This window comes from Periweissella cryptocerci (assembly GCF_004358325.1).
GTDB lineage: Bacteria > Bacillota > Bacilli > Lactobacillales > Lactobacillaceae > Periweissella > Periweissella cryptocerci.
This window is the reverse complement of record NZ_CP037940.1, coordinates 2,946,175-2,959,893: the sequence shown is the minus strand read 5'-3', so window position 1 is coordinate 2,959,893 and position 13,719 is coordinate 2,946,175. Positions and strand designations below refer to the sequence as shown.

Here is a 13,719-nt window from a genome sequence, read left to right as displayed (position 1 = left end):
TAAAAACAAGCGTTCATAAGATTTTTATAATACGAAATTGAAACATAACTTCATTTACTCTGATTTACAATTAATGATGAAACCAGTGTATACATAAAAAATAAGACTCAAAGTTTCAAAAAAAGAAATCTTGAGTCTTATTTTTCTATGATGAACTATTTTTAAATACCGTAAGCAATCACTTCAACAGTTTCTCCAAAAGGAATTTTTGGTTCATCCTTGTCTTTTACCAATTCTACGTGCAAAAATCAACAATACTACATATGCAACAAAGTAAGGCAATCCTTGTAACGCAAGACTATTTACCGAACTAACGCTATTTGTAATCAACCCACTACTAACTCGCACCACTATGATATTAACCACAGTAATCAGCCATTTCCCAGAAAAATGACCATTTAAATTGACCTCTATTAATATCAAAGCAGCATAAATCATCAAAACGAAAACCGCGCCCATATTCAACATGGAAACAATCGTAGCAGTGACACTTTGTACATTTACATTAGCACTTAGGTTCAAAATCAGTAAAGAACTTATCGCTCCTGGAACGCCATACAACAATACCGACCACCGAGCAATCTGCAAGAACACATTTATTACGTTCGACAGTAAAACTTTATCATCTCCAATTTGATAATTTACTCTGCTAAGCAATTGTAAAAATTTCTTATTAATCGTAATGCCCTCTATTCTTTCAACTATTTTCTGCCATTCACGCTGCTTGCTTACATCACCGGCTTTAAAATGCCGGTTCATCTCTTTTTTATTTCATACACAGTATGACGAGTTATACCAACTGACCTAGCGATTTCAGAAACAGATAATCCTATGCTTAATTGATATTTCACTTGATTATATACTGCACGTTTAGCCAAATTCTTAGCATTTGCAGAATACTCAGGAACTTTCCCCTTATAAACCCCTTCCGCTTTAGCAATCGCAATGCCTTGCGCTTGTCGACGCTTACTTTCTGTTCTTTCACGCTCTGCTATCCACGCTAACATTTGGAAAATCATATCTCGAATAAATTTTTGCATTGACGGATCACCAATCTCTTGATTAAGAATTGGCATACTAGTTACAATTAGCCCAACTTTTTTCTTATCGAGCAACTCAATAACAAATTTATCATCGTCATAATTGCGTCCAAGCCTGTCCAATGCTTCAACAACTAAAAAATCACCTTCACGTAAATAATCAATTGCTTTTTGAAATTCTTTACGATTTTCAAAACTCGCACCAGACAACTTCTCTACAAATAATTTTTCAACACCAGCTTCAGTTAATGCGGCAATTTGACGATCAAGATTTTGACCGTCAGAACTAACACGAGCATAACCAATTTTCATACACTTTAACCAACCTCATCTACTGATTAAACAATTTCGATATTGCACACCCTTAGTGCACAATTGCTATGCCTGGTATATCACCTTTCCAAAATGAGCATTAACGGTATACCCATAATGCACACAGTCATTCTTCTTACCATGACTTAATATTTGTAACGATAATAGAACTAATAATATCTTTAATAACCCAAGCAAGAACTAATACTAGTACGAGAGCAACAACTCTGATAATCTTGTTTTCAATAAAATTTACAGCAGACAAAGCAATCAACACTAGTAAAAGAAAAGTAAAACAAATCCACACCGCTATAATCATGCTTTTCCCAATGCCTTACTCTCATTCATGAGTAACTCATCAGAACTACTTTTGTGTGCATTCACAGTTAACACTGGGCATGGAATTCTATAGATTTCACCACCAACCAAGTTAACTAAACTAACTGCTTCATCATACGTACGTTTAATAGCTGCACACATAAAATCCTCAGTACCATCATCATTAATAAAACTGAACCACTTCCCATTATCCAATCGAACAATAAATATTAATTCCTCTTTCATAACGCACCTCCAATTCATTAATCAATCAACCGATGAAATGCCCCGACGGCAGCCCAACGTTTAGTATCTGCCTCGGCTAAATTCAAATGTGCAGCTTGCAATGAATTAGCTATTTCAATCAAATGACTTTCATTTTTTATATGCACCTTGTTATTCGCAAAGTATGAATTCACTTCACGCATAATATCATTGGCAACAGAACGATATAAATCAATATGCTTAAAGGTAAGATTTTCCTTTAATACGATTTCTAAATCATTGACTTTAATATACTTATATTTCATTATCTATTTCTCCATTAGCGCCATCATAAGGTGTCACATCTTCATTTTTTCGGTAACTCATCTTATTTTCCAAACCAACATCGTACAAAGCCCTCTCATACCCATACTGAAAAATAAATTTTTCGCGTTCTGGGATTTCTGACTTACCTGTACTTACTAGCGACTTGAATTTATTTTCCGAGATTTCACGCCTACTACTCAATTTCTTAGAACTAATATAGACCATTTTAGTTACTGCAAAAAAAATAATTAATTCCAAAATTATTAATAACACCAATATAATAATCTCTAAAATCATCTTATCAACCATTACTGTTTCACCTTTTTCCTTGTGTTAATGCTAAATATTCAAATTAGTCTGTTTCATATCTTGCTCACGTTTACGCTCCTCAAGTTGCAACTCAATTTCATCAGAATCAAAATCAGAATCAAAAGAAATTGGACGCTTCAAAATTGCAACCTGACGCTCTTTTGAAGCTAAAGCAATAAATGTACGAACACTACTCAAAAAAGAACCAGACAGCCTTAAACCGTTGTTATTCCGTTCAGCACGTAGCTCCTTACGGTGACGAGTATTTGAATAATTCGCAACTACTAAAACTCGCTCACGCTCAACATCAGTAGCAGCCCCGCCAGCGTACAAGACTTTCAAATTATTGAAAATTCCACCAATTTCACCACGGATCCGTTTAGCATTCAAAGAATCTTTATCCATGTTTTTTAGCAAAATATTTTTATCTCGAACCTGTCCTTTATATTCAGTTATTTGCCGCAAACGATGTAATTCATTAATCTGATTACGGCGACCTAGTACAGAAGGTTGCAATCCGTAGATGTCACCAAATTCCTTAAACTCCTCCTCGGACACTTTAGAAATTAGCCTGCTTTCTCTATCAAGCATATGCACCAAATTACCCTCACTCTTAGCTGACAATTTGTCAGGATTAATATTGACCACATCAATCCCATAAACTTCCAGCAACTTCTTTTCGTCACGTTCATCTTGGCTCATCTGATAAGTTGCTTTTAGTGAAAGTTCATAAAAGCGTGATTGCATTCGGTACTGATTTTTTTTAAAAGATAAAAGTTCTTTTCCGCTATTATGAAACTTCACACTAGCTTGCTTCTCTAAGCCCAATACATTTGAATACCGTTCATCAGCAATAGACTTTAAATCATCAATGTGGTGCTTTCGGATTGCCATTTTTCGTAAACCAATTTCTTGCTTCAATTTGCGTTGCAAAGTACTGTCACTAGTACGTTTCAATTGGTCTTTCAAACTATTAATAGCTTCTTCATTCTCTTTATCAGATGAATTTTCAAATTCCTCCTTTATGTCCTTTTCAAAATCACCAGAATCCATATCTCGAAATCTAGCGAAAATTGCGCTAGATAAATCTGCCTTTAATTCTTTAGTGCCTCTTTCAACCTGGTCAACACGTATATCACCAAAATTCGCACGATACGTAGCGTTATAAGATTCCAAAGTTCCAATAAAATCTTGAAATAATGGGTCATCTTTTAATACATTTTCAATATACTCATGAACTAATTTTTTTGAAGCTGCTATCTGCTTTGAATTAGACTTTTCACGCCAAACTTTTTTATTTTTTGGAAGTGCTTTGAAAGCTCTATTAAGTAAATAATCATTTTTTAGGTTAACTTGCATAACATGTCGTTTCTGAATATCTTTACTCAACTCATTCTCAGTTCTTTCTAATTCAACCAGTCTATTATTTTGACTAACATAATCGTAAATAGCTCTTTTAAAGTGATCAATGGAATGCTGCCTAAATTCGCCTTTAGTTTCACCTTCATTGGTCAAATCTCTTTTCGATTTTCCAGATTCACAAATACCAATATGAACATGAACATCATCAGTATTTAAGTGAACATTCCCCCACCAAATCGGCGAATTAAATTTTTCCATATCAAGTAATCCACCCTTTTCTTCAAGCGCATTTTGAACTGCTAACTTCAATTTGTTTTGAAAAACATGTCTATTACCATTTTTAAAATTAGTCACATCGCCATCATCAAAACTTACAATACCGTTATCAACCAACCAATCGGTCTTAAACGAAATCACACCTTTTTGTAATGGACTACCATGGTCTTGTGCCAAATTTAGTTGTGCCTCCAGGGCAGCAACATCATCAACAGTCATATGTGTTGTTGAACCATTAAAACATGTTGTATAGCTATCCGAATTTTCTTCATCAAAATCAATAACACGCGCAGAATCACGTGAAGTGTACCCAACATAATCACTATAATCATCACGTTTGATTGCTTCATTTCTATTAGTATATTTCACAAAATTTGAAAACTTATTTGTATTACTAGGTAACGCAAATTCCCACATAGTAACAACATTCGCATTGCTACCTTTATCTGAATAAAATCCTTTGTTTTCACTCATAAACACAAACGCTAGTTTCCGCTATTGAACTAGAAACAAACCGAGACAAATCCCGCGAATAAATCACATTATTAATTTGTTTTATAGAAGTTTCAATACCCAAATCAGCAAGTGAACTAACCATCTCTGAAACTTTAAAACCAAATTGCATGAATGTTTTTACATAAATAGCTAGTACATCAATATAATCTTTACTGCTGCGTTTACGAATTGAAACATATCTTTTTAACTTGCGAGAATCTATAACATTATTCACTTGTTTTAGTGAAGTGACGATTCCTTTTTCAGATAAAAATTCAACTATTTGCGTTGTCGTATAACCAAATTTACGATAAGTATCAACAAACGCTTCAACTACCGTAAGATGATATTTACTAGCTCGAGAACGGGTTGTTTGACTATCGTTAGCAGCAACGCTTATTTCCTTCTCATCACTGTCATCACCTCCTAAAAGGCTTTGAAACTCGACAAGTCTAACGTACAATTCACGTTCCGTACTAATTCTTTGAATGATATTTTCATCACTACTTATTGATTCAATTGGCTCTACAAACCTCTTAAAATAAAAATCATACTCACCGATTTCAGCGAACCATCGTAAATTCAAACGTGACAAATTTTCCAAAATATCAAACAATTCAGTTTGACTCTGTTTTTCAAAATTAGATAACATTGCACACACCTAGTTATGCCATTTTGTTTTATTAAAATTGACATCCTTTCCATCTTTTCTTATATCTTTTAATTTTTCATAAATCTCGTTTTCACGAGTTCCTCTAACATAAAATGAATTAGTTTTTTCCAATTCGGTTTCGTAACTAGGCGATAACAATATTAAAGACCTCATCGCAAGTAATAAACTCTCAGTAATCATTAAATCAATTTGATTTTGTTGGGATTTCAAATCATCATGGGACTCAATTACAAACTTTTTTAATTCAACAATTGCTGGATCCGTAGCCGTCATATTAAAAATATTTTCAGTCCTTTTTAAATAATCATCGCTAAAATTATTTGCAACAAAAACATTATAAAAGCTACGCAAAACTTCTTTCAAAACGGGACTATACGTACCATTGCTGTTGCCTAAAACAATCTTTGATTGTTGGCTAAAATAATCAACAATTTCATTAAGTATTTGAGTCTCATTATCGTTCAAGCGGATAGTTATATTTTTTCCCATTCTTATTCCTCACGTCATTTGTTTTACCCATTCTCATCAAAAAACATATCGAATTGAACCTGCAAATCATCAAGTTTATCCACAATTTTTTTATTCCCATTGGTTAACTTATTCAGTAACATATTTTGCTGATTTAGAACATATTGATACGGCGATAAAACTTGTTTTTCATTCTCAAATCTAAGCGCAAGCTTCAGCAGCCTAACAGAATATTCAGACCTACTCATATTTCTTTCAGTAGCACCAACTTCAATTTCTTTAACAACATCATCAGGTACGTTTTTCAAATCTAGCCGACTCATAACAGTAAAACCACCTTTCGTTTTTCTATTTTGGATGAACCTATAATCTCTACAAATTCATTCAGAATTAGCACACGCCGTAATATTTTCTAAAGAGCATAAGGGAAACTATCGCCTGACAAGCAGCCGACCCCACAGTGTGGGGGTTTCCAAAGGCGCCTAAATTTTCTCGCTGTGTGCTGTCCGTGTGCTATAACGAGTGCTTTTATTTCACTTTGCGTGCTTTTTGTGCGTTGTACTGTGTGCACAAACGAAACAGCTGTTTTGCCAATCAATATGACAAAACGCTATATAAAACAGTCATAAAAATATGACCAAGAATACTTTTTTTAAAGTGTCTTACTTCATTTGTTGAACAACAACTTTACCGCCTAACTTTACAACCCCGGCTTTAATATCACTTTTTTGTTTCTCAAGTAATGCAATTTTTTCTTCAAAATTTTTGTTATTAGCATTAATTGAATCGATTTGATTTTGAATTGAACCTATATCACTTTGATAGCCTTGAATTGTATTGTTATCATTATCAATTTCAGATTGAACATCGTACTTCATTTTGTCTTGTAATGTTTTAATCTTTTGCTGGTTTTGTTGTATCTCTTTGTTGTGAAGTTCAATACGATCAGTTCCCTTTTTGATTTGCGCTTTTAAAACACTAATTTGTGTATTCACACCAGAAACGGCATAACCTATTTTTGAATCAATCGTCATTTTGTTATCGACCATTTTCTTTGTGGGAAGCACATAAAAATTCAAAATATCAGGTGTATTTTGCTGCGACGATGACGATGATGAATACTCATTAACTAAATCTACATCTGTCGCTAAATCAGAATCATCAGCGCCTAAATCGTCCACATCATTTATGTTTGCAACGCTAAAAGTCAAAGCTTTATAGTTATCTTTCAAGCCCCTAATTAACAGCACGAAATGACTCTCGGTTGTTGGAATTATTTCAACTTTTGCGTCCTTAGCAGCTCTTAAATTCTTTACCTGAACTTGGAAAGCAAGTTTGTTAAACGGCACTGTAACACCATCATTTGAGTTACTTATTGCAAATTGAGCAACCAAAACATTTTTAGTTTCAGAATACTTTTTTGAAACTAACGCAATTGAATCATTTGAATTAACGAACCCTTGGTACATATTCAACGGTGTAGGTTTTTCACTAATAGGGCTTGCGTCAAAACGAGCTGACACAAATAATGCAATCATCGTTAAGAACACGGCACCCACCCAAACAAAACGGTGCAGTATTTTTCGAGGCTTCCACCACCGAAAAAAATATGCAGGATAACTTTCACCAATACCTCTCATTATCTTTTCCTCTACACTTTCTCAAAATAATCAACAAATTTCGCTGAAACTCATAAATCCCACAATTGCTCTATTTCTCCTCTAAAAGTTGATTACAGAGTGAGAATCATCATTCATTTTTTTCAAACATTTCGGTAATTTTTTTTACATCAACCCCTTGATATTTACTAACAAACCCATCGTCCATTCGCTGAAAAGTAGGCACATGTTTCACCTTATACAAATCAAAATAGCGTTTACTTTTAGCAGATTTAGCGTCTAACTTAACCGTCAATATATCGGGATTTTCTTGCACCAATTCATTAACTTGTTTGGTCACAGACTGACAATCAGGACATCCAGATTTAAAGAAAACTAATATTACCTTACGGTGTCTAGCAAGGTTCCGAGAATTCATCACACTGTTTAAACGTACAGTTTGCTTCAAATCCAACCCACTGCCTAAATCACTTTTTATTGAATTTTTCATGTAACCATTAAAGAGCAACAAAGTTAAAAAAATCACACCCAATCCAACGATTACTACAATCACTTTTACCCGCAAACTTAATCCTTTAACTTTTTGATTTTGACCTTGCATAAAAAAACCTCCAATTTTCAAACACTAAAAACAGAATTACTACTTACGCAGCAACAATTTAGAAACAGATTCCAATGCCAAAGTTTGAATGATTGGCTTAGCAATATCTGCATACTCGCCAATGTTGCTAAGCACAATGCCTTCAGCTTCTAACTCTGAATATTCTGAGGAAAAACGGAATGGACGTGCTTCAACTCGAACCATTCCCATGAATTTCCAATCACCTTTGAAAAATTGAACACTAACCACATCACCCGCTTTGTAATCATCTTTTGAATTTGACCGGGGAATATCAAACTTTAATAGTTCCTCCGACAAACCAGCGACAGAATTACTTGGGTCGCCATCTACTGGTTGAACAACTAATGCACGAGCTATAACGTGCCATGTATTAACAATACTCATTACTTCACCTCTATTTTTGTATGAATAAAACCTAAGTGAACACCAATTTCAAAAACTAATAACACCAAGAAAACACCAAACACAATACAAATAATTACTTCAAGCCAATCCGACTCTTTTTTGTAAACGGCAACTTGGCGAAATGAAACTGGTAACTCACCCACGACTTTCTTTCTCTTTATTTTTCTGTACTCTGAACGATTCATGTGACATCCAATTCCTTTGCACAACTTAATTGGCACTTGAGTTTAAATACTCAGTGTGGAAAATATCAGCAACTAACGGAATATCGTGAATTCGTAATTCAGACTTCTCTGCACGTTTTTTATGCAAGTTCGATAGTGTTGTTTCAAAATATTTTACAGGTGCATTTGTAGGCGAATACAGACTCGTAATTTCTATCGCACTCATGAGGTCATCCCGTGAATATTTTTGAGACAATTTTCGTACATGTTTTTTCTCAGTCGGATTTAACGCTTTCCCAAATGAATCCTCAAATTCGCGAATTACTGTTTCAGACATTGATTCTTTTTCAGCGCTATCATTTTTTTCTGTTTTTTCAGGAACAACTGAATCTTGGCTTTTGTTGGCAGATTTCATTGACACATATTCATCATCATCATCATTTATTAAGTCTTTATTTATTAAGTCTTTATTACTTGTACGGGCTGAACAGCTCACGGTGAGCTGTTCAGAATGCACACCTGAAGAATCCTTGATTTGACGGGCTTTGTTGAGGTGTACAAATTGAACACCTGAGGACATACCTTTTTCGTGCATTTTTTGAATCTCATCTCGATCCGTATCAACAAAACTTTCTGGTAACGCCGACCGAATATCAGTTTCAGGAGTTAGTAATTTAGCTCCCAATTCTTTGCGGTATATCATCCACCCAGAATTGTATCGTTCCTCTACCAAAGCTAATACTTCACTTGCTGTAAAACGTTCAACAGAAAAATCATAAGCATAATCTAGGCGTTGACCATTACGTTTACGCCATTGAAATAAATAGCCTGCTTCAACAAGTTCCTGCCAGTATTTATCAACAACTCGACGACCATCTACTGAATTTGTAGTATATAACCACGTTTTATGCAACGTAAATTCAGTAGAATGACTTACCATGTTACTAAGAAGTCCCATCGCACCAAATGAGATAGAGTGGTCTTGTAATAAATCTCGAGGAATCATCTCAAATGGATTACGCTTACTTCGATTTGTTATTGTTCCAGTTTTCTCTGTCATTTTTTTCTCCTCTAAGTTTCTTTAAACGAATATTATGATGTGACAACATTTACCTGTTTTTTCAAAAACGCTTAAATACATGTGAAAACATTTGAACTATATGCAAAAAAAATGTATATAATTTTTTTTGCTTTTTTTTGACGGGCGAGTAAATTCCGGTTAAAATTTACTTATAAATTAATGACCAGTGCCATAGTTAAGCACAAACAGCCGTAGAGCTGTAGCTCCGTAGCTGTCGCAGCAACTGACAACTGACATCAGTATTTACAAAGTAATTACCAATGACTTACTATTTTTGAATTGATTCTAATTTTGGATTGACTCTACTTTTGGATTGATTCTAATTTTGGATTGACTCTAATTTTGGATTGATTCTAATTTGGAATTGATTCTAATTTTGAATTGATTCTAATTTGAATTGATTCTAATTTTGAATTGTTTCTAATTTTGTAATTTTGGATTGATACAAACTTTGCTTTGGATTGATACAAGCTTTGAATTGGTACGAGCTTTGAATTGATTCCAGTTTTGAATTGATTCCAGTTTTGAATTGATTCCAGTTTTGAATTGGTACGAGCTTTGAATTGATTCCAGTTTTGAATTGATTCCAGTTTTGAATTGATTCCAGTTTTGAATTGATTCCAGTTGATTCTCGTTGTTTCTTGTCGGTTCCATTAATTTTGAATACCACCCGCCAAAGTGGTTTATCAGGTAAAGGTTGCCAAACCTTCCGTTTTTAAAGAAATGAGTACTACGTTTTTACAATTTTTTCTTCAAACCAGCCGACAGCCAAGTTAACTGGTTTTTTTTCATATAATTCGTTCTAAGCGATTTTCAAGTGCCAACTCGAAAAGAATCACTAATCATTTTCTACCTTGTCTCTCATGCGACCTTGACCATATACAAGCCATGACTGCCGAACTCCATACACACTAGCAATTTTTTTATATAATGGATTTGGATCAGCAGGATAAGCATTATGCTCCAACATCGAAACAGTAGATTGAACAACACTAATCCTCCGAGCCATTTGAAGTTGATTTTCATTCTCCAATATTCTTAAAACGCGTATCCTATAACCTATACCAGTAGTAGTCATGTAACCCCTCACTCCCTTCTTTTCGATAAAATATCAAACTTAATTCAATAAATATTCACATTTGCTGTATTAATATCTCAAATGTGAATAAAAAAATAAACCCTTGGAGTTCCCTCCAAGGGTTTATTAGCTAGAAACTATTCTCATTTATTAGTATTAGCACTATTATTATTTTCACTATTGCTTTCACTATCACTATTACTTTCACTATTACTATTACTTTCACTATCACTATTACTTTCACTATCACTATTACTATTCATTTAATATAAAAAACTAGACTGACAACACAAACGTTTTAACGTAGTTAACATACAATATATATTATGTAAACTAGGTGTATGGATTGAGCCGTAAACTCGTTACGCACAATGCAACCTAATGTCAGTTGTTTATTTATATTAATTTATGAACAGCCAATAGCCAATAGTCAAGAACAGTCAATAGTCAAGAACAGCCAATAATAACCAATAGTTAAAAGTCATAAACAATACTTGAATTGAATCCTGAGATAATAATAGCACATGTGTATTATTGTGCAAATGATTTAAGTGTGAACACCATTCACACTTAAATCATAAAATGCAACTTCTCGTATATTTATCCAAGTTGTTAAAAAATGCGAAAAGTTTTACCTAGTGAAAAATTTATGATAAGAATCTAACAACGATTTCGATGAAACGTGTGTATAAATCATAGTCGTTGATACACTAGAATGGCCCCAAATTTGCTTAATGCTTATCAAATCAGCGCCATTATCTAACAAATTAGTAGCCATCGTGTGTCTAAACATGTGTAGATAAACACGTTTAGACACGCCAGCTTTTTCACATGTGTCTGCTACGATGAACTCAGCGCTCTGCGAACTTAACCGTCTACCGTAACTATTAAGAAATACGTAGTCGCTAAACGCTGGTATTTTTTCATTCCGTTCCTCAAAACAATATTTTTTTAATGCAAATTCAGCCTTACGACCTAGCGGAACATATCGTTCTTTAGAGCCTTTGCCCATTACTTTTAGGCGATGGTTTACGTAGTCAACATTCGATATTTTCATACTTACAAGCTCACCAACACGAATACTCGTGCCATACAATACTTCAATCAAAGCTTCATCTCTCAAACCATTTTTAAAAGTCTCTTGTGTTGGCAAGTAATCAAAAATTCGATCCAAATCAACTTGATATGTCATTAAGTTAAAGTTAAGCGCGACAACAAAAAAGGCTGGAACATTCCAGAGGAATCACCCAGCCCACAAAAATTAGTATTGTGTCATATATACCACAAATTAGTTAAAACTATCAAGATAATGCCTTTTTAACGCTACGAGTTCTGAATCACCTAACAATTCCATTACTTGTAAGGCGTTATCACAGCGTTTTTCACCTGCTTGCCGATCCCCAAACTTTATTTCATAGAGTCCCTGCACAAACAAAAAATTGGTACGACTCGAGTAATATATATCATCCATTGAAATACGCTTAACCTTAGCTAATATCCTAGAAGCATACATACGCTGTCCGTCTTCAATGAAAACTCTAGCGATATTTAATAGTGTATCAACTACAATTCTTTTGTTTTTTTCAAAATTAATAAGCGCATCCTTATTCAAAATTTCATCAGTCAATAACATAATCGTGTTCATGTCAAATATATGCACTGAATTGGCAAAAAGAATAACCTCATACAACGTCCACTCACTTATTCCAACAAGATAGTTAACTATATAATTCGTAAATTCATCGTCTAACTTCTCATCTTCCAAGTCAGAAATCAAACTTCGAACCATTATCCAGTTACACTTATAACTCGGAACATTGGTATCCCGATAAATGCGTAATTGTTCATCAGCCAATGCAATCAACTTACTAATATCTGCATTTGTATAGGCTGTATTCATCTCATCAAGCAATACTGAAAAATAATCATTGTGCGTACTATCCAAAAATAAAAATTCTTCAACCGTCACATTCAATCTTTCGACCAAGTGAACTAACTTATCAAAACTAATATTTGTTAATCCTTTTTCAAACTTCCCCACGAACGAGTCGCTTGCAATTCCTTCACTAACTGCCCGTAAAGATACATTCTTATTAAGTCGTATCGCTTGAAATGTTTCACCGTATGTATTCATTATAGAAATCCTCCGAAAAATATATGACACGTTTCGCTTCACTAATAGGTTCGCTGTCTTTACGACAAAATGTATGGTTAATAGCAAAAAGGTCAAATTACAAATATGGAAATAATAACTAAGAATAAAACCAAACTCAATCTTTTTAATGTTTTCATATTCTACGATTCCTTTGCTCTACACTTATCCGTTGAAATTCGATAAATTTTTCGACTGATTTTAAGCTTTTTGCTTACCCAACCCTAACTAAACTTCTGGTAATCCAGCGTAATAATTAGTTATCTTTTCAGTACCAGTGGCGACATGCACGTTATCTTCAATTACATTGGCCCAATCTTCATCGTTCATTTCATTAACGAACATAGCGGTCTTAACCATTTCAACACCGCCATCAATAACTCGCTTGTTATCAGCAATCATTTCCTGAACTTCCGTGATTTTGTTTTGAATGTACGTTTGATCCTCGGCCAAAATCTTGATGTTTTCCGCACTATTTTCATCGGCAATATGCGCAACATAATAGTCAGTCAGCCGTTTATTTTTTTCAAGTGCCTGTTCCATCGCAGCAATGGTCAACGTTAGCTTTGCCGTCACATCAACAAGTTGCTGATATTTTATTTCATCATTTTTTACAGTCATAATGTTTGCCCTTCTCAATCCGAGTATATAAGCAGTATACCACATACGTAAAATCAACGGTTTCCCTTATATTATTAAATGCAGCAGAAATACAATTTATTATAGCAAGTGTGCCAAAAAGTGGTTTGCAACCTTATTATAATGAAGCTTATTTCCCATACACTTCCATTAACCTCGAAGCAATTCCCTTCAG

General features: G+C 34.1%; 19 protein-coding genes. All 19 read right to left on the bottom strand.

The genetic code is table 11. The features are described from left to right. Window positions 1–213: 213 nt before the first annotated feature. The 19 genes from EQG49_RS13320 to EQG49_RS13235 all read right to left on the bottom strand — a co-directional run bounded on the left by EQG49_RS13320 (window position 214) and on the right by EQG49_RS13235 (window position 13,526). Complete coding sequence (locus EQG49_RS13320) at window positions 214–759, bottom strand: hypothetical protein (protein ID WP_133364454.1); 546 nt, start codon at window positions 757–759, stop codon at window positions 214–216. Then, a complete protein-coding gene (locus tag EQG49_RS13315) occupies window positions 756–1,352 on the bottom strand; it encodes a recombinase family protein (protein ID WP_133364453.1) in 597 nt (198 codons plus the stop codon). The genes EQG49_RS13320 and EQG49_RS13315 overlap by 4 nt, the downstream gene beginning before the upstream one ends. 315 nt (window positions 1,353–1,667) lie before the next feature. Then, complete coding sequence (locus tag EQG49_RS13310) at window positions 1,668–1,916, bottom strand: hypothetical protein (RefSeq protein ID WP_133364452.1); 249 nt, start codon at window positions 1,914–1,916, stop codon at window positions 1,668–1,670. A gap of 17 nt (window positions 1,917–1,933) precedes the next feature. After that, on the bottom strand, window positions 1,934–2,200 hold the full coding sequence (locus EQG49_RS13305) for a hypothetical protein (protein WP_133364451.1): 267 nt from the start codon (window positions 2,198–2,200) through the stop codon (window positions 1,934–1,936). Beyond that, the gene (locus tag EQG49_RS13300) at window positions 2,190–2,510 is read right to left on the bottom strand and encodes a hypothetical protein (protein ID WP_133364450.1); all 321 of its coding nucleotides are present in this window, start codon (window positions 2,508–2,510) and stop codon (window positions 2,190–2,192) included. The genes EQG49_RS13305 and EQG49_RS13300 overlap by 11 nt, the downstream gene beginning before the upstream one ends. A 30-nt stretch (window positions 2,511–2,540) precedes the next feature. Further along, complete coding sequence (gene mobL / locus EQG49_RS13295) at window positions 2,541–4,622, bottom strand: relaxase MobL (protein ID WP_133364449.1); 2,082 nt, start codon at window positions 4,620–4,622, stop codon at window positions 2,541–2,543. After that, entirely contained in the window at window positions 4,615–5,295 is a 681-nt protein-coding gene (locus tag EQG49_RS13290) for a hypothetical protein (RefSeq protein ID WP_133364448.1), read from the bottom strand. Before EQG49_RS13290 ends, mobL begins: the two co-directional genes overlap by 8 nt. A 9-nt stretch (window positions 5,296–5,304) precedes the next feature. Continuing rightward, entirely contained in the window at window positions 5,305–5,805 is a 501-nt protein-coding gene (locus EQG49_RS13285; protein ID WP_133364447.1) for a hypothetical protein, read from the bottom strand. Window positions 5,806–5,828: 23 nt separating this feature from the next. Beyond that, window positions 5,829–6,107: a hypothetical protein gene (locus tag EQG49_RS13280; RefSeq protein WP_133364446.1), complete on the bottom strand. Its 279-nt coding sequence runs from the start codon at window positions 6,105–6,107 to the stop codon at window positions 5,829–5,831. Between the two features lie 339 nt (window positions 6,108–6,446). Beyond that, window positions 6,447–7,424, bottom strand: a complete 978-nt coding sequence (locus EQG49_RS13275) for a hypothetical protein (RefSeq protein WP_133364445.1) — start codon at window positions 7,422–7,424, stop codon at window positions 6,447–6,449. A 109-nt stretch (window positions 7,425–7,533) separates the two neighbouring features. Next, window positions 7,534–8,004 (bottom strand): thioredoxin family protein, encoded by a 471-nt coding sequence (locus EQG49_RS13270; RefSeq protein ID WP_133364444.1) that lies wholly within the window; start codon window positions 8,002–8,004, stop codon window positions 7,534–7,536. Between the two features lie 39 nt (window positions 8,005–8,043). Continuing rightward, window positions 8,044–8,409 carry a hypothetical protein gene (locus EQG49_RS13265; protein ID WP_133364443.1) on the bottom strand — a complete coding sequence of 122 codons (366 nt, stop codon included), beginning with the start codon at window positions 8,407–8,409 and terminating at the stop codon, window positions 8,044–8,046. After that, entirely contained in the window at window positions 8,409–8,615 is a 207-nt protein-coding gene (locus EQG49_RS13260; RefSeq protein WP_133364442.1) for a hypothetical protein, read from the bottom strand. The genes EQG49_RS13265 and EQG49_RS13260 overlap by 1 nt, the downstream gene beginning before the upstream one ends. Before the next feature lie 25 nt (window positions 8,616–8,640). Beyond that, on the bottom strand, window positions 8,641–9,654 hold the full coding sequence (locus EQG49_RS13255) for a hypothetical protein (RefSeq protein WP_133364441.1): 1,014 nt from the start codon (window positions 9,652–9,654) through the stop codon (window positions 8,641–8,643). A gap of 424 nt (window positions 9,655–10,078) precedes the next feature. Further along, the gene (locus EQG49_RS13810) at window positions 10,079–10,345 is read right to left on the bottom strand and encodes a hypothetical protein (RefSeq protein WP_165964913.1); all 267 of its coding nucleotides are present in this window, start codon (window positions 10,343–10,345) and stop codon (window positions 10,079–10,081) included. Between the two features lie 168 nt (window positions 10,346–10,513). Next, entirely contained in the window at window positions 10,514–10,753 is a 240-nt protein-coding gene (locus tag EQG49_RS13250) for a helix-turn-helix domain-containing protein (protein ID WP_133364440.1), read from the bottom strand. Window positions 10,754–11,384: 631 nt separating this feature from the next. Continuing rightward, the gene (locus EQG49_RS13245; RefSeq protein WP_133364439.1) at window positions 11,385–11,945 is read right to left on the bottom strand and encodes a tyrosine-type recombinase/integrase; all 561 of its coding nucleotides are present in this window, start codon (window positions 11,943–11,945) and stop codon (window positions 11,385–11,387) included. 96 nt (window positions 11,946–12,041) lie between these two features. Further along, window positions 12,042–12,887 carry a helix-turn-helix domain-containing protein gene (locus tag EQG49_RS13240; RefSeq protein WP_133364438.1) on the bottom strand — a complete coding sequence of 282 codons (846 nt, stop codon included), beginning with the start codon at window positions 12,885–12,887 and terminating at the stop codon, window positions 12,042–12,044. Window positions 12,888–13,133: 246 nt separating this feature from the next. Continuing rightward, the gene (locus EQG49_RS13235; protein WP_133364437.1) at window positions 13,134–13,526 is read right to left on the bottom strand and encodes a hypothetical protein; all 393 of its coding nucleotides are present in this window, start codon (window positions 13,524–13,526) and stop codon (window positions 13,134–13,136) included. Window positions 13,527–13,719 lie beyond the last annotated feature (193 nt).